Origin of the sequence: Bradyrhizobium sp. A11 (genome assembly GCF_042077125.1) — a bacterium.
Lineage (GTDB): Bacteria > Pseudomonadota > Alphaproteobacteria > Rhizobiales > Xanthobacteraceae > Bradyrhizobium > Bradyrhizobium japonicum_B.
Genome location: NZ_CP149509.1, coordinates 2,832,891 through 2,851,307 on the forward strand (window position 1 = coordinate 2,832,891; position 18,417 = coordinate 2,851,307).

17 protein-coding genes are annotated in these 18,417 nt (G+C 66.3%); 7 read left to right on the forward strand and 10 right to left on the reverse strand.

Translation table 11 applies throughout. From position 1 onward, the window contains the following. Window positions 1–23 precede the first annotated feature (23 nt). The 3 genes from WI560_RS13030 to topA are packed head-to-tail and all read right to left on the reverse strand — an operon-like array spanning window position 24 to window position 5,595. A complete protein-coding gene (locus WI560_RS13030) occupies window positions 24–464 on the reverse strand; it encodes a DUF983 domain-containing protein (protein WP_375308328.1) in 441 nt (146 codons plus the stop codon). Beyond that, window positions 458–2,812 (reverse strand): ribonuclease R, encoded by a 2,355-nt coding sequence (gene rnr / locus WI560_RS13035; protein WP_375308329.1) that lies wholly within the window; start codon window positions 2,810–2,812, stop codon window positions 458–460. The genes WI560_RS13030 and rnr overlap by 7 nt, the downstream gene beginning before the upstream one ends. Window positions 2,813–2,832: 20 nt before the next feature. Continuing rightward, complete coding sequence (gene topA, locus WI560_RS13040) at window positions 2,833–5,595, reverse strand: type I DNA topoisomerase (RefSeq protein ID WP_375308330.1); 2,763 nt, start codon at window positions 5,593–5,595, stop codon at window positions 2,833–2,835. Between the two features lie 226 nt (window positions 5,596–5,821). Here topA and WI560_RS13045 point away from each other — a divergent pair, with 226 nt between their 5' ends. Together WI560_RS13045 and WI560_RS13050 are read left to right on the forward strand one after the other, a co-directional pair. Then, window positions 5,822–6,061 (forward strand): hypothetical protein, encoded by a 240-nt coding sequence (locus WI560_RS13045; protein ID WP_375308331.1) that lies wholly within the window; start codon window positions 5,822–5,824, stop codon window positions 6,059–6,061. Window positions 6,062–6,113: 52 nt separating this feature from the next. Continuing rightward, window positions 6,114–6,458, forward strand: a complete 345-nt coding sequence (locus tag WI560_RS13050) for a hypothetical protein (protein WP_375308332.1) — start codon at window positions 6,114–6,116, stop codon at window positions 6,456–6,458. Between the two features lie 51 nt (window positions 6,459–6,509). On the opposite strand, the gene WI560_RS13055 is transcribed toward WI560_RS13050, so the two are convergent. Continuing rightward, the gene (locus WI560_RS13055) at window positions 6,510–6,974 is read right to left on the reverse strand and encodes a winged helix-turn-helix transcriptional regulator (RefSeq protein ID WP_375308333.1); all 465 of its coding nucleotides are present in this window, start codon (window positions 6,972–6,974) and stop codon (window positions 6,510–6,512) included. A gap of 121 nt (window positions 6,975–7,095) precedes the next feature. On the opposite strand from WI560_RS13055, the gene WI560_RS13060 reads away from it, so the two are divergent. Continuing rightward, window positions 7,096–7,869 carry an SDR family oxidoreductase gene (locus WI560_RS13060; protein ID WP_375308334.1) on the forward strand — a complete coding sequence of 258 codons (774 nt, stop codon included), beginning with the start codon at window positions 7,096–7,098 and terminating at the stop codon, window positions 7,867–7,869. Window positions 7,870–7,959: 90 nt separating this feature from the next. Here the strand turns inward: WI560_RS13060 and WI560_RS13065 are convergent, their stop codons facing one another. Further along, a complete protein-coding gene (locus WI560_RS13065) occupies window positions 7,960–8,568 on the reverse strand; it encodes an FMN-dependent NADH-azoreductase (protein ID WP_375308335.1) in 609 nt (202 codons plus the stop codon). Between the two features lie 84 nt (window positions 8,569–8,652). Here WI560_RS13065 and WI560_RS13070 point away from each other — a divergent pair, with 84 nt between their 5' ends. After that, window positions 8,653–9,063: a winged helix-turn-helix transcriptional regulator gene (locus WI560_RS13070; protein ID WP_375308336.1), complete on the forward strand. Its 411-nt coding sequence runs from the start codon at window positions 8,653–8,655 to the stop codon at window positions 9,061–9,063. Window positions 9,064–9,316: 253 nt separating this feature from the next. Here the strand turns inward: WI560_RS13070 and dprA are convergent, their stop codons facing one another. Beyond that, window positions 9,317–10,459 carry a DNA-processing protein DprA gene (dprA, locus tag WI560_RS13075; protein ID WP_375308337.1) on the reverse strand — a complete coding sequence of 381 codons (1,143 nt, stop codon included), beginning with the start codon at window positions 10,457–10,459 and terminating at the stop codon, window positions 9,317–9,319. A 91-nt stretch (window positions 10,460–10,550) separates the two neighbouring features. Here dprA and WI560_RS13080 point away from each other — a divergent pair, with 91 nt between their 5' ends. Beyond that, window positions 10,551–11,795 carry an amidase gene (locus WI560_RS13080; RefSeq protein ID WP_375308338.1) on the forward strand — a complete coding sequence of 415 codons (1,245 nt, stop codon included), beginning with the start codon at window positions 10,551–10,553 and terminating at the stop codon, window positions 11,793–11,795. Here the strand turns inward: WI560_RS13080 and WI560_RS13085 are convergent. From WI560_RS13085 to WI560_RS13100, 4 genes are all read right to left on the reverse strand, one after another. Further along, window positions 11,787–13,004, reverse strand: coding sequence for a patatin-like phospholipase family protein (locus WI560_RS13085; protein ID WP_375308339.1), 1,218 nt, complete (start codon window positions 13,002–13,004; stop codon window positions 11,787–11,789). The genes WI560_RS13080 and WI560_RS13085 overlap by 9 nt on opposite strands. Window positions 13,005–13,176: 172 nt before the next feature. Continuing rightward, entirely contained in the window at window positions 13,177–13,773 is a 597-nt protein-coding gene (gene plsY, locus WI560_RS13090) for a glycerol-3-phosphate 1-O-acyltransferase PlsY (RefSeq protein WP_028135929.1), read from the reverse strand. Between the two features lie 47 nt (window positions 13,774–13,820). Continuing rightward, window positions 13,821–15,122: a dihydroorotase gene (locus tag WI560_RS13095; protein ID WP_375308829.1), complete on the reverse strand. Its 1,302-nt coding sequence runs from the start codon at window positions 15,120–15,122 to the stop codon at window positions 13,821–13,823. Window positions 15,123–15,127: 5 nt separating this feature from the next. Then, window positions 15,128–16,075, reverse strand: coding sequence for an aspartate carbamoyltransferase catalytic subunit (locus WI560_RS13100; protein ID WP_375308340.1), 948 nt, complete (start codon window positions 16,073–16,075; stop codon window positions 15,128–15,130). A 171-nt stretch (window positions 16,076–16,246) separates the two neighbouring features. Between WI560_RS13100 and WI560_RS13105 the strand changes: the two genes are divergently transcribed. Then, window positions 16,247–17,641 carry a caspase family protein gene (locus WI560_RS13105; RefSeq protein WP_375308341.1) on the forward strand — a complete coding sequence of 465 codons (1,395 nt, stop codon included), beginning with the start codon at window positions 16,247–16,249 and terminating at the stop codon, window positions 17,639–17,641. Then, window positions 17,638–18,411: a M15 family metallopeptidase gene (locus WI560_RS13110; protein WP_375308342.1), complete on the forward strand. Its 774-nt coding sequence runs from the start codon at window positions 17,638–17,640 to the stop codon at window positions 18,409–18,411. The genes WI560_RS13105 and WI560_RS13110 overlap by 4 nt, the downstream gene beginning before the upstream one ends. Window positions 18,412–18,417: the final 6 nt, after the last annotated feature.

Genomic DNA, 18,417 nt, shown 5'->3' on the forward strand with positions numbered 1-18,417 from the left:
CGAACTCTTCTTGCTTATTATGCCTACACCGGCGGGATACCATCCGGAGGGTTGTCGTCAAACCCGTGCATGCGCAGAGCCCATTGCAGGCCGACCACAGCTCCCTTCACCGGCTGCAGCAGCGCAAGCGAGGCGACGAAGGTGAAGGGCAGATAGGCGGCGAAGCTGATCCAGACCGGCGTGGTGTAATTGGTCTCGATCCACAGGACGGCCGGCACCACGATGTGGCCGACGATGACGATGACGAGATAGGCGGGCAGATCGTCGGCGCGATGCGGCGTGAAATCGAGCCCGCATGTGGCGCAATTGTCCGCCGTCTTCAGGAAAGCACGGAACAGCTTGCCCTCGCCGCAGCGCGGGCAGCGGCCGCGAAAGCCGCGCCGCATCGCCGCAAAGACGTCGCGCTTCTCGACGAGACCGGTCTCGCGCGTCCAGATTTTCGGGGCCGTGCTCATCGTCACCATGCCTTGCCCTTCTTGCCTTTGCCCTTGCTCTTGCTCTTTCCCTTGCCCTTCCCAGGCTTGCCGGATTTCGGCTTCGCCGGCTTGCGTTTTCTCTCCGGACTGCGTCCGGGATGGGGCTTGGAGGATTTGCGCTGCGCACTAAGCGGCCGGCGCTGGCGTGGCGCGGTCTCGCTGGAGGATGACAGCAGCTCGAAGCGTAGCGCGCCCGCAATGGGGGCGGCTTCGATCAGGCGGACATCGACGACGTCCCCGAGCTGGTACATGGTGCCGCTGCGCGTGCCGACCAGTGCGTGCCGGCTCTCGTCATAGTTGAAATATTCCGTGCCGAGGGATCGGATCGGGATCAATCCGTCGGCGCCGGTCTCGCTCAGCTTCACAAACAGGCCGGCGCGGGTGACGCCGGAGACGCGGCCCTGGAAGCTGGCGCCGATGCGGTCGGCGAGGTGATGCGCGATCAGGCGGTCTACCGTCTCGCGCTCCGCCTTCATGGCGCGCCGCTCGGTCAGCGAAATATGCGCGGCGACCTCGCTCAAGCTTTCCGGCGTCTCGCTGTCGGGCAGGGCGCCTTCGCCCAAGCCCAGCGCGCTGACCAGCGCGCGGTGCACGACGAGGTCGGCGTAGCGGCGGATCGGCGAGGTGAAATGCGCGTAGCGACGCAGGTTCAGGCCGAAGTGCCCGTAATTCTCCGAGGAATATTCCGCCTGCGCCTGAGCGCGCAGCACTACCTCGCTGACCAGCGGGAAGTAGTCGTGGCCTTCGAGCTGGGCCAGCACGCGGTTGAACAGCGTCGGGCGCAGCGCACCCGACTTGGTGAAGGGGATGTCGAGCGTCTCCAGGAACTCGGAAAGCGCGTGCACCTTCTCCAGCGTCGGCTCGTCATGCACGCGGTAGATCAGCGGCAGCGATTTCTTCTCCAGCATTTCCGCGGCCGCGACGTTGGCGAGGATCATGAACTCCTCGATCAGCTTGTGCGCGTCGAGCCTTTCCGGCACCACGACGCGATCGACCGTGCCGTCGCTCTTGAGCAGGATCTTGCGCTCGGGCAGATCGAGATTGAGCGGATCGCGCTCGTCCCGGGCGCGCTTGGCACAGGCATAGGCGGCGTAGAGCGGCCTCAAGATCGGATCGAGCAGGGGGCCGGTGGTGTCGTCGGGCCGGCCGTCGATCGCGGCCTGCGCCTGCGCGTAAGCGAGCTTGGCGGCCGAGCGCATCAGGATGCGGTGGAAGCTGTGCGAGCGCTTGCGGCCGTCGGGGCCGAGCACCATGCGCACCGCGAGCGCGCCGCGCGGCTCGCCCGGCACCAGCGAGCAGAGATTGTTGGAGATGCGCTCGGGCAGCATCGGCACGACGCGGTCGGGGAAATAGACCGAGTTGCCGCGATCGAGCGCGTCGCGGTCGAGCGCCGAGCCCGGCCGCACGTAGAAGCTGACGTCGGCAATGGCGACATTGACGATGAAGCCGCCCTTGTTGTTGGGATCGTCATCGGGCTGAGCATGCACCGCGTCGTCGTGATCCTTCGCATCCGGTGGATCGATGGTGACGAGCGGCACGTCGCGCCAGTCCTCGCGGCCTTTCAGGTTGGCGGGCTCGGCGGCTTCCGCTTCGCGCTCCGCGGCGGAAGAGAATTGCAGCGGGATGTCGTGAGCGTAGATCGCGATCAGGCTGATCGCCTTCTCCGACTTGACCGAGCCGAGCTTCTCCTTGACCCGGCCCGAGGCCAGCCCGAAGCCGCGCGAGCGGACGATGTCGACGCTGACGAGGTCGCCATCCTGTGCGCCACCTGTATCGGCCTTGGCGATGTTCAGCTCGCGGTCGGCGAACTTCTTGTCGACGGGCACGAGCCGCCCGCCACCTTCGGGAAGCTCGCGGAATACGCCGAGGATGCGGCTTTTGGCTTTGTCGATGACCTTGATGATGCGGCCGCGCCAGGCCGGGCCTTCGTCCTCGCCGGTCGGCTCGACGCGCAGCAACGCACGGTCGCCGACGCCGGCGGCGGTGCCGGGCCTGGGTCGGCGCGGCATCTCGATCAGGATCTTCGGCGGCTCGCCGCTTTCGACCTCGTCCCATTCGGCGGGGGAGGCGATCAATTCGCCGTCGGCGTCGCGTCCCGTAATGTCGGCGAGCAGCGTCGGTGGCAGCGCGTCCGGCTCGGACACCTTGTGTCGCTTTTTCTTGACGATCCCGTCGTCGGCGAGCTCGCGCAGCATGCGCCTGAGCTCGGCGCGATCGGCGTTCTTCAGGCCGAACTCGCGTGCGATTTCGCGGGTTCCGGCCTTTCCATGATTTGCCTTGATGAAGGCGACGATGGCTTGCCGGTCGGGAAAGCCATGGTCATTCTTGCGTTTCACTTAACCTCTAATTCTTGATCTCAAGTCTTGCCGGCACTCTTCTTGGCCGGAGCCTTGCTGGTCGATAATTTGGCGGCGGCGGCCTTGGTCGGCGACGTTTTTGCCGTCGACGGCACCGCGGCGCGCGCCTTGCTGGTGGCTTCGGTTTTCGATTTGGCCGCCTTCTTCGCGGCCGGTTTCTTCGGCTTTGGCGGAGTGTCCTCGCCGTCCGCGGCCTTCTCTGCAGTCTTTTTGGCCTTGGCCGGCTTTGCCGCCTTCTTGGCTTTGGCCTTGCCGCCGCCTTTGGCCGCGCGCTCGTCGATCAGGGCGATGGCCTGGGCGAGCGTGACGGTGTCCTTTTCGAACTCGGCAGGGATCGTTGCGTTGACGCCGCCGGCGGTGACGTAGGCGCCGTAGCGTCCGCTCTTCACGGTGACGGTGCCGAGGGTGGGATGATCGCCGAGCGCCTTGCCCGGATCGGCGCCGAAGCGCCGGCTCGGGCCCTTGGCGACCTTCTCGGCGATCAGCGTCACCGCGCGGTTGAGGCCGATGTCGAACACCTCGTCGCCGGCCTCGAGGCTGGCGTAGGTCTTCTCGTGCTTGACGAACGGCCCGAAGCGGCCGAGCCCGGCGGTGATGGGCTGGCCGGTCTCCGGATGCTTGCCGATCTCGCGCGGCAGCGACAACAGCTTCAGCGCGAGTTCGAGATCGACATCGGCAGGCGAGGTGCCTTTCGGGATGCCGGCGCGCTTGGGCTTCTCGCCTTCCTCATAATCCTTGGGCTCGCCGAGCTGGATGTAGGGTCCGAACCGGCCGGCCTTGACCCAGACATCGCGACCCGTATCGGGATCCTGGCCGAGCGAACGGTCGGCGCTGGCCTCGCCATCGGCGGCGAGCTGGCGGGTGTAGCGGCACTCCGGATAGTTCGAGCAGCCGACGAAGGCGCCGAACTTGCCGGCCTTGAGGTTGAGCCGGCCGGTGCCGCAATTCGGGCACTGGCGGACGTCGCCGCCGTCGGCACGGGGCGGATAGATGTGGGGGCCCAGCATCTCGTCGAGCACGTCGAGCACCTGCGCCACGCGCAGATCCTTGATCTCGTCGACGGCGCCGATGAAGCCGGTCCAGAAATCCTTCAGCACCTGCTGCCAGGAGATCTCGTTGTTGGAGATGCGGTCGAGCTGCTCCTCGAGGCCCGCGGTGAAGTCGTACTCGACGTAGCGGCTGAAGAAGCTCTCCAGGAACGCGATCACGACGCGGCCCTTGTCCTCGCCGTGCAGGCGCTTCTTCTCCAGTTTGACGTAGCCGCGATCCTTCAGGACCTGCAGGATCGAGGCGTAGGTCGAGGGCCGGCCGATGCCGAGCTCTTCCATGCGCTTGACCAGCGAGGCCTCGGAGAAGCGCGGCGGCGGCTCGGTGAAGTGCTGGGTGACGGAGAGCGACTGCCGCTTCAGGGCGTCGTTCGGGCTCATCGCGGGCAGGCGGCGCGAATCCTCGTCCTCCTCGTCGTCGCGGCCTTCCTGATAGAGCGCCAGGAAGCCGTCGAACTTGACGACCTGGCCGGTGGCGCGCAGCTCCAGCGTGCGGGAGCCTGCCTTCGCCGTGATGTCGACGGTGGTGCGCTCGAGCTCGGCCGATTCCATCTGGCTCGCGATGGTGCGCTTCCAGATCAGCTCATAGAGCTTCGCCTGATCGGCATCGAGCCTGCGGCTCATGCTCGCGGGGCGGCGCGACATGTCGGTCGGGCGGATCGCTTCGTGGGCTTCCTGCGCGTTCTTGGCCTTGGCCTGGTACTGGCGCGGGGCATCCGGCACATAGGCGTTGCCGTAATCCTCGCCGATCACCTTGCGGGCCTGGGTGATCGCGGACGGATCGATCTGCACGCCGTCGGTACGCATATAAGTAATGAGTCCGGTGGTCTCGCCGCCGATGTCGATGCCTTCATAGAGGCGCTGGGCGATGCGCATCGTGTGCGCCGGCGCAAAGCCGTATTTGCGGCTGGCTTCCTGCTGCAGCGTCGAGGTGGTGAAGGGCGCCTGCGGATTGCGCCGGGCCGGCTTGGCATCGACCGCGGTGACGGTGTAGGTCGCCGCTTCCAGCGCCTTCTTGAAGTCTTCGGCCTCCGCGCCGGTCCCGATGTCGAGGCGCTGGATCTTCTTGCCGTCGGCGCCGACGAGGCGGGCCTCGAACGCATCGCCGCGCGGGGTGAGCAGGGTGGCGATCAGCGACCAATATTCACGCGCCACGAACTTCTCGATCTCGAGTTCGCGGTCGCAGACGAGGCGCAGCGCCACCGATTGAACGCGGCCGGCCGAGCGGGCGCCGGGCAGCTTGCGCCACAGCACCGGGGAGAGAGTGAAGCCGACGAGGTAGTCGAGGGCACGGCGCGCCATGTAGGCGTCGACCAGCGCACCGTCGATCTGGCGCGGATGCTTCATGGCGTCCGAGACCGCCTGCTTGGTGATGGCGTTGAACACCACCCGCTCGATCTTCTGATCCTTCAGCGCGCGCTTTTCCTTCAGCACCTCCAGCACGTGCCAGGAGATGGCCTCACCCTCGCGATCAGGGTCGGTGGCGAGAATCAGGCGATCGGCGTTCTTCAGGGACTTGGCGATGTCATTGAGCCGGCCGGCCGCCTTGGGGTCGACCTCCCAGATCATCTTGAAATTGGCATCAGGATCGACGGAACCGTTCTTCGCGGGCAGGTCGCGGACATGGCCGAACGAGGCCAGAACCTCATAGGACGAGCCCAAATATTTGTTGATCGTCTTGGCTTTCGCCGGCGACTCCACAATGACGATATTCATGTAGTTCCAGTAACTTACGGGAAAATCTGAGGCCGAAAACGAAAGGATTCGGGTCGGCCGTTTCGACCCGAACATGGGTGGTGAGGCCTCCGCTGTCAAATCGAGGGGTGCCGAAGGTCCGCCGAATGGGAAAAGTTTCATATCGAAAAAGTTGCAAAACACCACCTTGGAGTTGCGGCCGATGTCGGCGTAATGTCGCCTGGGGCATGGATTCGGGTGGGGTCTGGTGACTAGGCCGGGAAAGAAACGGGCGCGCGCCCCTGTCGGCGCGGCGCGAGGCTCGCGTCACGAGGAACCGGGAGAGGGCGGCGCGGACGAGGCCGTCGCCTTCATCGCCGAGCAGGTCGGGGCGCTACGCAAGCTCGCCGAGCAGCACAAACTCGCCGTGCTGCATTATCTGCTGGGCATGACCAAGCTCGAGGCCGACGAGCATTTGAGGCTGCGGAGCAAGCGCAAGCTGTCGTGACAAGGCGGATGTTTGGCGTGAACTATCGTGTCCTGCCGACGACAAAGCCAATGTGAAGAACGCGTTCAATCTCTCGAGCCTTGCGGACAAGCTCCGCAACGACGTTCGTAGCCTCGTGATCATGGCGGCATTGATCGGAGGCTTGATCCTTTGGTTTGTGACCGTCGGCTGGACCGATCGGGTGATCTATCGTGGCGTCGATCAAGCTTGGTTCGAGCCCGGTCGCGTCCATCTCAAGACGGAGCCTTCCGGTCATTACACCATCGAGCGGAATGCAGATTTTGCCGCCATGAAGGTCGGCTGTGTCTATGATCTGAACTACGAGGCCGAGTTCGGCCGGCGCCAACGCGCCGATCGCCTGAAAATGGTTCGCAGGGCTACCTTGGTCGGATGCTAGCCAGAGTTCGCTCCGCGCGCATTGAGGTGCGGTGGCAGCTCGCCGGCGCAATCAGGCCGACCGCTGTCGCGCCGGCCGCGGCTTCAGCGTGGTGTCGGCGGGACTGAGCAGGCGCCCATCCTCCGCGCGCATTTCCAGCTTCTTCACCGGGCGGCCTTTGGCACGATCGACCAGGATTGTCGCGATCTCCTCGGGGCGATCGTCGAACTCCTCGCTCCATTGCCGCAGCGCCACCAGGATCGGGAAGGTGCCGCGGCCCTTCGGCGTCAGCACATATTCCTGATAGGCGCTGCCGTCGGAGGCGGGGGCGGTGGCCAGAATGCCGTGATCGACCAGCGAACGCAGCCTCACGGACAGGATGTTCTTGGCCATGCCAAGCTTGCTCTGGAATTCGCCGAAGCGGCGGACGCCGAACAGCGCCTCGCGGATGATCAGCAGCGACCACCAATCGCCGATCGCCTCCAATGAGCGTGCGATCGGGCATGAATCGCCCTCGAAGCTCGTTCGTTTCACCATGATTCCGGTCCTGTCGCGTTTGCACGATTCGAATGCCGATCACGCGCTTGTGTGGTTGCATCATAAAACCATATGCCCTAGATGGCAATCTAGTTTTATGATGCAACCACTGGAGGCGAGCGTGAGACTGACGAACAAGACGGCCCTGATCACCGGCGGCAATAGCGGCATCGGCCTTGCGACCGCAAAGCTGTTCGTGGCCGAGGGCGCCAAGGTGGTAATCACCGGGCGCAACAAGGAGACATTGGAAATTGCGGCGAAGCAGCTCGGGCCGAACGCGCTCGCGCTCGCCGCCGATGCCACCGACATCGCCGCGACCGAAGCTGCTATCAGGCAGGGCGCCGAGAAATTCGGGAAGTTCGACATCGTGTTCGCCAATGCCGGCATTGCCGGCGGCACGCCGCTGGGATCGGCGGCGCTGGAAGTGTTCGAGAAGGTCATCAGCACCAACCTGACCGGCGTGTTCTTCACGGTGCAGGCGGCGCTGCCCTATCTCAACGACAACGCCTCGATCGTCCTCAACGGCTCGGTGATCTCCGTGCTCGGCATTCCCGGCTACTCCGCCTACGGCGCCGCCAAGGCCGGCGTGCGGGCGATGGCGCGGATCATGGCTTCGGAGCTGTCGCCGCGCGGCATTCGCGTCAACGTCGTGGCGCCCGGCGCGATCCGCACGCCGATCTGGGGACCCGCGACCGCGACGCCGGAAGCCGAGCAGGCGTTCGAGAGGCGGATCGCGCTGTCAACGCCGCTCGGGCGCATCGGCGAGACCGATCACGTTGCGAAGACGGTGCTGTTCCTCGCCTCCGACGATGCCGCACATGTGCAGGGCCAGGAGATCTTCGTCGACGGCGGCGCGGTGGCATCTCCAAGCGGCGCGCCGATCTACCGGGGCTGATCGCTTCCGCCAACAAACCTTTCTTCCGCCCGGCGCAAGATGCGTGTTGCGCCGGACGGTCCGCGTGGCCAAGGCAATGCTGCGCGAAGGCTAGGCTGCGCGCAAAGACGTTGCCGACTGGAGTGCACCGGCGATCGCCTTTTCGCGGTGGTCCGGGCCGACCTGGATGCCGTCGGCCGGGATGAACTCGACGCTGGCAATGCCCATGAAACCGAACACCCAGCGCAAATAGCTTTCGAGGTGTTCGCCGGCCGCGTACGGCGTCTCCGCGCCGTAATAGCCGCCGCGCGAGATCGCCACGATCACGCGCTTGCCGCCGGCAAGACCCTCGGGCCCCGCGGCGCCATATTTAAATGTCTTCCCCACCACGAGGATGCGGTCGATCCAAGCCTTGAGCTGGCTCGGAATGGTGAAATTGTACATGGGTGCGCCGATCACGATGATGTCGGCAGAAAGGAACTCGTCGAGCGCGGCCGCGCTTGCGGCCAGGTCCGGTGCGAGTTCTGCCGGCGCGGGGGCGCCTTGCGCAGCGGCGAGGTGCGAGCCGGAGAGGTGGGCCAGCGGGGTCTGGGTCAGGTCGCGATAGACCACGTCGAGCGAAGGCGTCGCCTGGCGCAGCCGGTCGACGATGGCGGCGGAAACCTGCCTGGATACGGAGTGGGGGCCGAGGACGCTGGAGTCGAGATGGAGCAGTTTCATTTGGGGTCACCCATGGTATAGGTTTGTAACCAGGACTACATGAGTGACTGTCGAAATCCCCGCAAGAACGCACTTTTTTGAGCCATGGGCACATTACTGAAACCGACGCACGCCGATTTGCCTGCTCCGCCACGGCCCGATCCCGATCATGCCGATTGTCGCGGCGTGGCCTCGGTCCTGTCCCGCGTCGGCGACAAATGGAGCGTGTTCGTCATCATGATGCTGAGCGACGGGCCGAAGCGTTTCAACGAGCTGAAGCGCATGATCAACGGCATCTCGCAGCGCATGCTGACCTTGACGCTGCGAGGTCTCGAGCGCGACGGCCTCGTCACGCGCACGATCTTTCCGACCATACCGCCCCGCGTCGACTACGAGCTGACAGATCTCGGCCGTGGGCTTCAGCAGCCGGTGAAGGCGCTCGGGCAGTGGGCGATGGACCACCTGACGCAGATCGAGGCTGCACGTACGCAGTTCGATCGGCGCAATAGCGGCTAGCTAAGTCTGTCCCCGTCATCCTGAGGTGCTCGTCCTGCAACGCAGAGCGAGCCTCGAAGGATGACGGGTTCAACATTGCCGGTGCGCTATCGCGCTGATCCGACGATCTTCTCGGTCATTCCGCGGCCCGAGCGGAACGAGGGAGCCCGGAATCCATTTGGTCCCGGCGGAGATGGATGAACGGATTCCGGGCTCGCGACTTCGTCGCGCCGGGGAATGACGTACCCTCCGTGAATGGGAGTTCGAGGCACATCTACAGCAGCGATACCAACCCGCCGCCGTGGCGTTCGAGCTTGCCGGCCAGCTCCAGCTCCAGCAGCACCATGCGCACGATCGCGGGCGAGGCGCCGGACATCCGCACGAGATCGTCGATCGAGATGGGCGCCGGGCCGAGCAGGCCGGTGATCTGGTCGCGGTCGTGGCCTTGCGGATCGCTCTCGAACGGCTCGCTGTCGGGCTCGCCCGCAGGACTCATCAACGGCCGCTCCATGATCGGCTGCACCGCATTGATGATGTCGGCGGCTTCGGTGACGAGGGTCGCGCCCTGCTTGATCAGGTCGTTGGCGCCGGCGGCGCGCGGATCGAGCGGGGAGCCCGGCACCGCGAACACCTCGCGGCCCTGTTCGGCCGCCATGCGCGCGGTGATCAGCGAGCCCGAGCGGTGTGCCGCTTCCACCACGACGACGCCGAGCGAAGCGCCCGAGATCAGCCGGTTGCGGCGCGGGAAGTCGCGGGCACGCGGCTCATGGCCGAGCGGCATCTCGGAGATCGCAGCGCCTTCGTGATCGAGCATCGCCGCGAGCAGATCGCCATGCTCGGGCGGATAGATGCAATCATGGCCGCCGGCGAGGACGGCGACGGTGCCGCTGTCGACACTGGCGCGATGCGCGGCCTGGTCGACGCCGCGCGCGAGCCCGGAGACGACGACGAAGCCGGCTTCGCCGAGCTCGCGCGCGAGCAGGCCCGCGAATTTCAGCCCGGCGCCGGAAGCGTTGCGCGAGCCGACAATGGCGATCATCGGCCGCATCAGGGTTTTCGTGTCGCCGCGCACGGCGAGCAGCGGCGGCGCATCGTCGATCATCGCCAGCCGGGCCGGATAGCCGTCCTCGCCGGGCGCCAGCCAGGCGATGCCGAATTTGCGGCTCGCGGCCAGCTCGGCCCTGGCTTCGTCTGCGCTGCAGATGCGGCCCGATCGCTGCGCACCGCCGCGGCGCGCGAGATCAGGCAGCCGCTCCAGGGCGGCGCGCGCCGTGCCGAAATGATCGACCAGCGAACGGAAGGTGCGCGGGCCGACATTGTCGGAACGGATCAGCCGCAGGCGGTCGATCCGCTCAGTCTCGGTCAGCTCCACGCTCGGATTGATGGCGTCCACGGCGTCTCCTTGCAGGCGCAGCATGGAACAACCTGAGGGCGTTGCGCAACAGCGACGTGCGCTTGCGCGGCCTCGGCCCGATGCTAAAAGCGAGACCAATAAGAAGGATCTTGCCATGATTTCACTCGCCGACCTCCAGCGCCGCATTGAAGCCGGCGAGTTGTCGCCCGATGCCGCTATCGCCGAGGCGCATGCGGCGATCGAGGCCAGGGAGAAGGACGTCCGCGCCTTTGTCCGTCACGACAAGGCGGCAAGAGCGCAGGCCTCCGGTCCGTTGCGCGGCATCGCGGTCGGCATCAAGGACATCATCGACACCGCCGAGATGCCGACCGAGATGGGCTCGGAGATCTATCGCGGCTGGCAGCCGCGCGCCGATGCGCCTGTTGTCATGATGCTCAAGCGGGCGGGGGCCACCATCATCGGCAAGACCACGACCACGGCGTTCGCCTCGCGCGATCCGACGCCGACGCTCAATCCGCACAATCCCGGCCATTCGCCGGGCGGCTCCTCCGCGGGCTCGGCGGCGGCGGTCGGCGCCGGCATGATCCCGCTGGCGCTGGGCACCCAGACCGGCGGCTCGGTGATCCGGCCGGCGGCCTATTGCGGGACCGCCGCGATCAAGCCGTCGTTCCGCATGCTGCCGACGGTCGGCGTGAAGTGCTATTCGTGGGCGCTCGACACGGTCGGCCTGTTCGGCGCGCGCGCGGAGGATCTCGCGCGCGGACTTTTGGCCATGACCGGTCGCACCGAATTTTCAGGCATCGTTCCGGCGAAGGCGCCGCGCATCGGCGTGGTCAGGCAGGAGTTCGCCGGCAGCGTGGAGCCGGCGGCCGAACAGGGCTTGCTGGCCGCGACCAAGGCGGCAGAGCGCGCCGGCGCCAGCGTGCAGGCCATCGACCTGCCCGAGGCGGTGCAGGAGGCCTGGCGCATCCACCCCATCGTCCAGGACTACGAGGCGCATCGCGCGCTGGCCTGGGAGTTTTCCGAGCGTCACGACGAGATCGCGCCGATGCTGCGGGCCAGCCTCGATGCGACGGCCCATCTGACACCGAAGGAATATGACGAGGCGCGCCGGATCAGCCGCCGCGGCCGCCGCGAGCTCGGCGAAGTGTTCGAGGGTGTCGACGTGCTCCTGACCTATTCGGCGCCGGGCACCGCGCCGGCCAAGGAGCTCGCGACCACAGGCGATCCCCGTTACAACCGGCTCTGGACACTGATGGGCAATCCTTGCGTCAACGTGCCGGTGCTGAAGGTCGGCGGCCTGCCTGTTGGCGTGCAGGTGATCGCGCGCTTCGGCAACGACGCGCGCGCGCTCGCGACGGCATGGTTCCTGGAGAACGCGCTGGCGACGTCAGGTTAGCGCGGCTTCGGAGGCAGCGAGAGCCTGTGCGGACGCCGAAGGCGCTGCGCCGGCTTTTGCATCCTGCCCGAGCCAGCGCTCGGCGGCGGCGCGACCGCTCCGGTGCAGCAGCCGGATGAAGCCGCGGCCGAGGTCGGTCGATGAACGCTGTGCCAGGCCGTCAACGGAGTCTTCGGCCGCGATCCGGGTGAGCCGCAGCGAAGGGGCTGCGTGCGACTGTGCCCATGCGACCGCCGCGATCTCGGCATTGAGGGCGGCGTTGGCCGCGATCTGGTCGAGCCGGCGGTCGATCGCGGCGAGGGTGATGGGCACGTAGCTGTCGCGCGCGGGGGTGACCTGGACCAGCAGGACGTCGGCCGTCGTCGTCTCCTGCGCCAGCCGCAGCAAGGGCGGATTGCCGCCGAAGCCGCCGTCCCAATAGGCCTCGCCGTCGATCTCGACGGCGCAATGAACCAGGGGCGGGCAGGTCGAGGCCAGCGCGACGTCGGCGGTGATGGAGTCGTTGCGGAAGATCTGCTGCTGGCCGTCGCGGATCCGCGTCGCCGCAATCAGCAGCTTTGGTGCTCCTGGATCTTGCAGCACCGTAAAATTAATGTCGCGCGACAGCGCCAGCCGCAGCGGATCGAGATCGAACGGATCGAACTGGCCCGAGCGCAGCGTCGGACCGAATGCGACCGAGCTTCCCGCCGGCGAGAATCCACCGAGCAGCATCAGCGAGCGGAACGAGGCCTCGTGCATCAGGCGGAGCCAGAACCGGTTCAGCCGTAACCGGGCAGCTTCGCGGCCGCCCTCCGCGAGGCCGGAGGCGAGCAGCAGCGCATTGATGGCGCCGGCGCTGGCGCCGCTGATGGTGTCGATCTCGATCGGCTCTTCCAGCAGCCGCTCCAGCACGCCCCATGTGAAGGCCGCAAAGGTGCCGCCGCCCTGCAACGCCAGCGACAATTGTCGCGGCGGCCATGGGGCCGGGCGCGCCTGCGCTGATGCAGCCGGGGCGGTCGCAGGTCGGAGCTCGACCGCGACAGGATTTGGCGCGACGGGACCTGGCGCGACGGGAGCAAGTGAGGGCGCCGGCGGCGGAACGGCAACGGGCGTTGGCCTAGGAGGCGGTGCGGGCGCATCGGACCAGATATTGGTTGTCGACAGCAGCCGGCTTGCCGCAGTGCCTTGCGGGCCAGACTCCTCGTGCATGCCGTCGTTCGTCTCGCCCATTCTGAGCAACCGCGTAACGCCATTTGTCCCGTCAGGATGACAGGCATGGAACCCGTTCGCTACCTTGCCTTGCGAGTCGGCGACGAGTTGCGAACAGAATTCGAGATATAATGCAGAGAGGGGCTTCGGTATCCGTAGATGCCCTGGCTTCAGTTGCTTTGCTTGACGCGGCTTACGCCTTCTCGCCGATCCGGCTTTCCTTGCCGGCTTGCAGGCGCTTGATGTTCTCGCGATGCGCGTAGAACAACAGCAGCGTCAGCACGGCGAACAATGCTGCGAGCGCGAGATGGCCGAACCACCACAGGAATATCGGCGTGATGAACGCCGCCACCAGTGCCGACAGCGAGGAGTAGCGGGTGGTGAAGGCGGTCGCCAGCCAGAGCAGGCAGAACACCACCATGCCGGGCCAGAACAGGCCAAGCAGGACGCCGATATAGGTCGCAACGCCCTTGCCGCCCTTGAACTTGAGCCAGACAGGGAAGAGATGGCCGAGGAAGGCGCCGAGCCCGGCCACCATGGCGGCGTTGGGACCTGCGATATAGCCGGCGATCACGACAGCCGCGGTGCCCTTGAGCGCGTCGAGCAGCAGGGTGCCGGCGGCAAGACTCTTGCGCCCGGTGCGCAGCACATTGGTGGCGCCGATGCTGCCGGAGCCGATCGAGCGGATATCCTGCGTGCCGGCGAGCCTGGTCAGAACCAGGCCGAAGGGAATCGAGCCGAAGAGGTAGCCGATGACGAAGGCCACCGGCAGGAATGCTTCAAGCCCCATGGCGGCCTCTCCAAAGGCTGGATTTCAAAGTCGCGGGATCGCGCAGGTCAGACATGCTCGTACACCGTCCGGCCGCCGACGATGGTGCGCACCACGCGGCCTGTAAAGCGGGCCTCGTCGAACGGGGTGTTCTTGCAGGGCGATTTGAGGTCGGCGGGATCGACCACCCAGGGCACATCGGGGTCGATCACGATGACGTCGGCCGGGCTGCCGGCGCGCAGGGTTCCGCCAGGCAGGCCGAGCAGCTCGGCCGGGCGGGTCGACATCGCCCGGATCAGCGTTTTCAGGTCCAGCTCGCCATTGTGCACGAGCCGCAGGCCCGCCGGCAGCATGGTCTCGAGACCGACAGCGCCGGGCGCGGCCTCGGCGAACGGCAGCCGCTTGACCTCGACGTCCTGCGGATTGTGGTCGGACATGATGACCTCGAGCAGGCCGGAGGCGACGGCCGCCACCAATGCCCGGCGGTCGTCCTCGCTGCGCAGCGGCGGCGACAGCTTCAGGAACGACCGGTAGGGGCCGATGTCGTTCTCGTTCAGCGCGAGATGGTTGATCGAGACCGAGGCGCTGACGGCGAGCCCGGCGTCGCGGGCGCGCTGGAGGATGTCGAGGGAATCGATGCAGCTCAGCGAAGCCGCATGATAGCGGCCCCCGGTCAGCGCGACGAGGCGCATGTCGCGTTCGAGCATGACGGCCTCGGCGGCATTCGGGATACCCATCAGGCCCAGGCGCGAGGCGAACTCGCCTTCGTTCATCACGCCTTCGCCGACGAGATCGGGGTCCTCGGTGAAGTGCACGATCAGCGCATCGAAATCGCGCGCGTAGGTCAGCGCGCGGCGCATCACCTGCGCATTGGTCACGCTTCGGGCCGCATCGCTGAAGGCGACGGCGCCCGCGGCCTTGAGCAGGCCGAACTCGGTCATCTCCTGGCCGAGCATGCCCTTGGTGAGCGCCGCCATCGGCTGGATGTTGACGATCGCGGTGTCGCGGGCGCGGCGCATCACGAAGTCGACGGTCGCCGAATTGTCGATCACCGGCGAGGTGTCGGGCTGGCAGATGATGGTGGTGATGCCGCCGGTCGCGGCCGCCTGGCTCGCGGTGGCAAAGGTCTCGCGATGGCTGAAGCCGGGCTCGCCGACGAAGGCGCGCATGTCGATGAGGCCGGGCGCGACGATCTTGCCGGCGCAATTGACGATGTCGGTGCCTTCAGGGACGCCGGCCGCGCCGATGCCGCGGCGGGTCTCGCGGATGGTGCCGTCGGCGATCAGGACGTCGCCGACACCGTCGAAATCCCTGGAGGGATCGACGACGCGGGCGTTGGCGAGCAGGACGGGGCGGCGATCGATCAGCATCGGCATCACGCGTTCGGCAGGTTACGGGCGAGCGCTTCCAGCACCGCCATGCGCACGGCGACGCCCATCTCCACCTGTTCGCGGATCAGGGACTGCGCGCCGTCGGCCACGATCGAGTCGATCTCGACGCCGCGGTTCATCGGGCCGGGATGCATCACGAGCGCGTCCGGCTTGGCGTAGGCGAGTTTCTTCTGGTCGAGCCCGAAATAGTGGAAATATTCCGACGACGACGGCACGAAGGAGCCGTTCATGCGCTCGCGCTGCAGCCGCAGCATCATGACGATATCAGCGCCGTTGAGCCCCTCACGCATGTCGCGCGCGACCTCGACGCCCATCCGCTCGATGCCGGGCGGCAGCAGCGTGGTCGGGCCGACCACGCGGACGCGGGCGCCCATCGTGTTGAGCAGGATGATGTTGGAGCGGGCGACGCGCGAATGCAGCACGTCGCCGCAGATCGCGACCACCAGCCCTTCGATCCGGCCCTTGTTGCGGCGGATGGTGAGGGCGTCGAGCAGGGCCTGGGTCGGATGCTCGTGCGCGCCGTCGCCGGCATTGATCACGGAACCGTCAACCTTGCGTGCCAGCAGTTCCACCGCGCCGGAGGCGTGATGGCGCATCACCAGGATGTCGGGATGCATCGCGTTCAGCGTCATCGCGGTGTCGATCAGGGTCTCGCCCTTCTTCATCGAGGAGGAGGAGACCGCCATGTTCATGACGTCCGCGCCGAGCCGCTTTCCCGCGAGCTCGAACGAGGATTGGGTTCGGGTGGAAGCCTCGAAGAAGAGGTTCACCTGCGTCCGTCCCCGCAGGACGGTGCGCTTCTTGTCAACCTGGCGGTTGAGCTCGACATATTCTTCGGACAGGTCGAGCAGGCCGGTGATGTCGGCCGCGGACAGGCCCTCGATGCCCAGCAAATGCCGGTGGCCGAGGACGAAGGTGGATTTCGATGTCATTAAAAGCAGACCTATAGGGGGGGATGACGGGGGGAGCAAGCTTCAAATCCGGCCTGCGGACTTATCCACGGCGCTTTACGGGCAACACGCCGCCGCCGGCCTGTGTTCGGAGCTGCCGCTTTGCGCTAGACTCGTGCCATTCGTTGCGTCACGGGCCGGATCATGACGAGCATGCGGTATTTTAATCGACTGGCGCGCAATGTCGTTGCGCTGGCGGCCGTGTGCCTCGTCGGCATCGCGACACCGGCGCTGGCGGAGAAGCGCGTCGCACTCGTGATCGGCAACGATGTCTATCCGAACTTGCCGCCGGACCGCCAATTGAAGAAGGCGGCCAATGACGCGACCAGCGTCGCCGACGCGCTGCGGGCACTCCAATTCGACATCGTGCTGGGGACCAATCTCGGCCGCCAGGCCATGATCGACCGCCTCGCCGATTTCACGGCGCGGCTCGAGCCGGGCGACACGGCGGCTGTGTTCTATGCGGGGCACGGCGTGGCGATCGCGGGGGTGAACTACCTGGTGCCGAGCGATGTTCCGGCCGTGAGCGAAGGCGCTGAAGCGCGGGTGCGCGGGGCCTCGATCGCCGAGCCCGACTTGCTCGCAGAGCTCCAGGCAAAGTCGGTGCGGGTCGCCTTCGTTGTCATCGACGCCTGCCGCGACAATCCGTTTCCGCGCGCCGCCGGCCGTTCGATTGGCAATACGCGAGGGCTCGCGGATGCGCGGCCGGCGCGCGGCATCTTCACGCTCTATTCGGCCGGGATCGGCCAGACCGCGCTCGACCAGCTCGGCAGCAGCGATACCGCGAATAATTCGGTGTTCACGCGGATCTTCGTCGAGCAGCTGAAGCGGCCCGAGCTGCATCTCGGCGATCTCGCGGTCGAGGTGCGCGAGCGCGTGGCGGCACTGGCGCTGACCGCGACGGACGTTGGCGGCCAACCGGCACCGCATGAGCAGACGCCGGCCTATTACGACCAGACGCTCGGCGGACGCATCTATCTTTGGGAGGCGGCACCGTCGATGCCGCGCGTGGCAGGCATGCTGGTGAAGCCGCCGGCAAAGCCTGCGGTCGCGGAGCGCGCGACGATGCGTCCGCCGCGTCCGTCTGCGGCGGGTGAAAGCTGCGCCCGCAGCGGCTTCGAGACCTACTGCGTCAGCTCGATGCTGAAGCCGCAATTCGGCAATTCATACGGCGCGACCAACCTGTTCGATGCCTCGACGGGGACGGCCTGGGTCGAGGGTGCAGCCGGCAACGGCATCGGCGAATGGATCACGGTCGAGTTCGAAACCCCGCGACGGGTCAAGTCGATCCATGTGCAGAACGGCTACCAGAAGAACCCCGACATCTTTTCCAAGAACAACAGGGTTCGTCAGATCCGGGTGCTGTTCTCCGGCGGCGAGTCGCAGGTCTTCATTCTCGAGGACAGGCTGTCGGCGCAATTGCTGACATTGCGGCCGCCGGTGACGGCCCATTGGATGCAATTCATCATCGACGACGTCTGGGCCGGCAACAAATACACGGACACCGCGATCACCAAGCTTCTGGTCAGCTCGGATCCGGTGCAATGACCGCAAGGACAGGAATCGCGGCGCATGTGGCGCTCGGCGTGCTGCTTGCGATATCGGTGCTCGCGCCGGCGCGGGCGCAGAGCTTGCCCGGCGATTTCGTCTATCTGCGCGACATCGACCCCAGCATCATCCAGGACATCCGCTACGCCACCTCGAACAATTTCGTCGGCCGGCCGCTGGCTGGCTACAATGCCGGAGAATGCGTGGTGAAGCGCGAGGTCGGGCTTCGGCTGAAGGCGGTGCAGCAGGAGCTCGCCGCACAGAATCTCTCGCTCAAGATGTTCGATTGCTACCGGCCGGCGCGGGCCTCGCTCGACATGGTCAAGTGGTCGCAGAACGGTCACGAGACCGCCGCCGAGCGGCGCTACAATCCGAAAATCCCCAAGACCGAGCTGTTCCGCCTCGGCTACATCGCGAGCCGTTCGCAACATTCCACCGGCGCGGCGCTCGATCTGACGCTGGTCGATCTGAAGGCCGACAATTCCGCCAAATACGACCCGTCGAAAACCTATGCCGATTGCACCGCGCCGGTCGAAGCGCGCGCACCCGAAGGCAGTGTCGATATGGGGACAGGCTACGACTGCACCGATACGAAGGGCCATACCGCGGCACCGTCGATCACGGCGGAACAACGCAGCTGGCGCAAGCGGCTGGTGACGGCGATGGCCAGGCAAGGCTTTGTGAACTATTCGAAGGAGTGGTGGCATTTTTCCCTGCCTGGGGCCGGCGGGGCGGCCTATGATTTCCCGATCCAGCCGCGACGGAACTGATTTCGC

Excerpts from the sequence above, each read along its gene's own strand:
- WI560_RS13085 (WP_375308339.1), bottom strand. The coding sequence starts at position 13,004 with ATGGGCGAGACGAACGACGGCATGCACGAGGAGTCTGGCCCGCAAGGC.
- WI560_RS13100 (WP_375308340.1), bottom strand. The coding sequence starts at position 16,075 with ATGACATCGAAATCCACCTTCGTCCTCGGCCACCGGCATTTGCTGGGC.
- WI560_RS13080 (WP_375308338.1), top strand. The coding sequence starts at position 10,551 with ATGATTTCACTCGCCGACCTCCAGCGCCGCATTGAAGCCGGCGAGTTG.
- WI560_RS13065 (WP_375308335.1), bottom strand. The coding sequence starts at position 8,568 with ATGAAACTGCTCCATCTCGACTCCAGCGTCCTCGGCCCCCACTCCGTA.
- topA (WP_375308330.1), bottom strand. The coding sequence starts at position 5,595 with ATGAATATCGTCATTGTGGAGTCGCCGGCGAAAGCCAAGACGATCAAC.
- dprA (WP_375308337.1), bottom strand. The coding sequence starts at position 10,459 with ATGCTGCGCCTGCAAGGAGACGCCGTGGACGCCATCAATCCGAGCGTG.
- WI560_RS13095 (WP_375308829.1), bottom strand. The coding sequence starts at position 15,122 with ATGCTGATCGATCGCCGCCCCGTCCTGCTCGCCAACGCCCGCGTCGTC.
- WI560_RS13030 (WP_375308328.1), bottom strand. The coding sequence starts at position 464 with ATGGTGACGATGAGCACGGCCCCGAAAATCTGGACGCGCGAGACCGGT.
- WI560_RS13105 (WP_375308341.1), top strand. The coding sequence starts at position 16,247 with ATGCGGTATTTTAATCGACTGGCGCGCAATGTCGTTGCGCTGGCGGCC.
- plsY (WP_028135929.1), bottom strand. The coding sequence starts at position 13,773 with ATGGGGCTTGAAGCATTCCTGCCGGTGGCCTTCGTCATCGGCTACCTC.
- WI560_RS13110 (WP_375308342.1), top strand. The coding sequence starts at position 17,638 with ATGACCGCAAGGACAGGAATCGCGGCGCATGTGGCGCTCGGCGTGCTG.
- WI560_RS13070 (WP_375308336.1), top strand. The coding sequence starts at position 8,653 with ATGGGCACATTACTGAAACCGACGCACGCCGATTTGCCTGCTCCGCCA.
- WI560_RS13055 (WP_375308333.1), bottom strand. The coding sequence starts at position 6,974 with ATGGTGAAACGAACGAGCTTCGAGGGCGATTCATGCCCGATCGCACGC.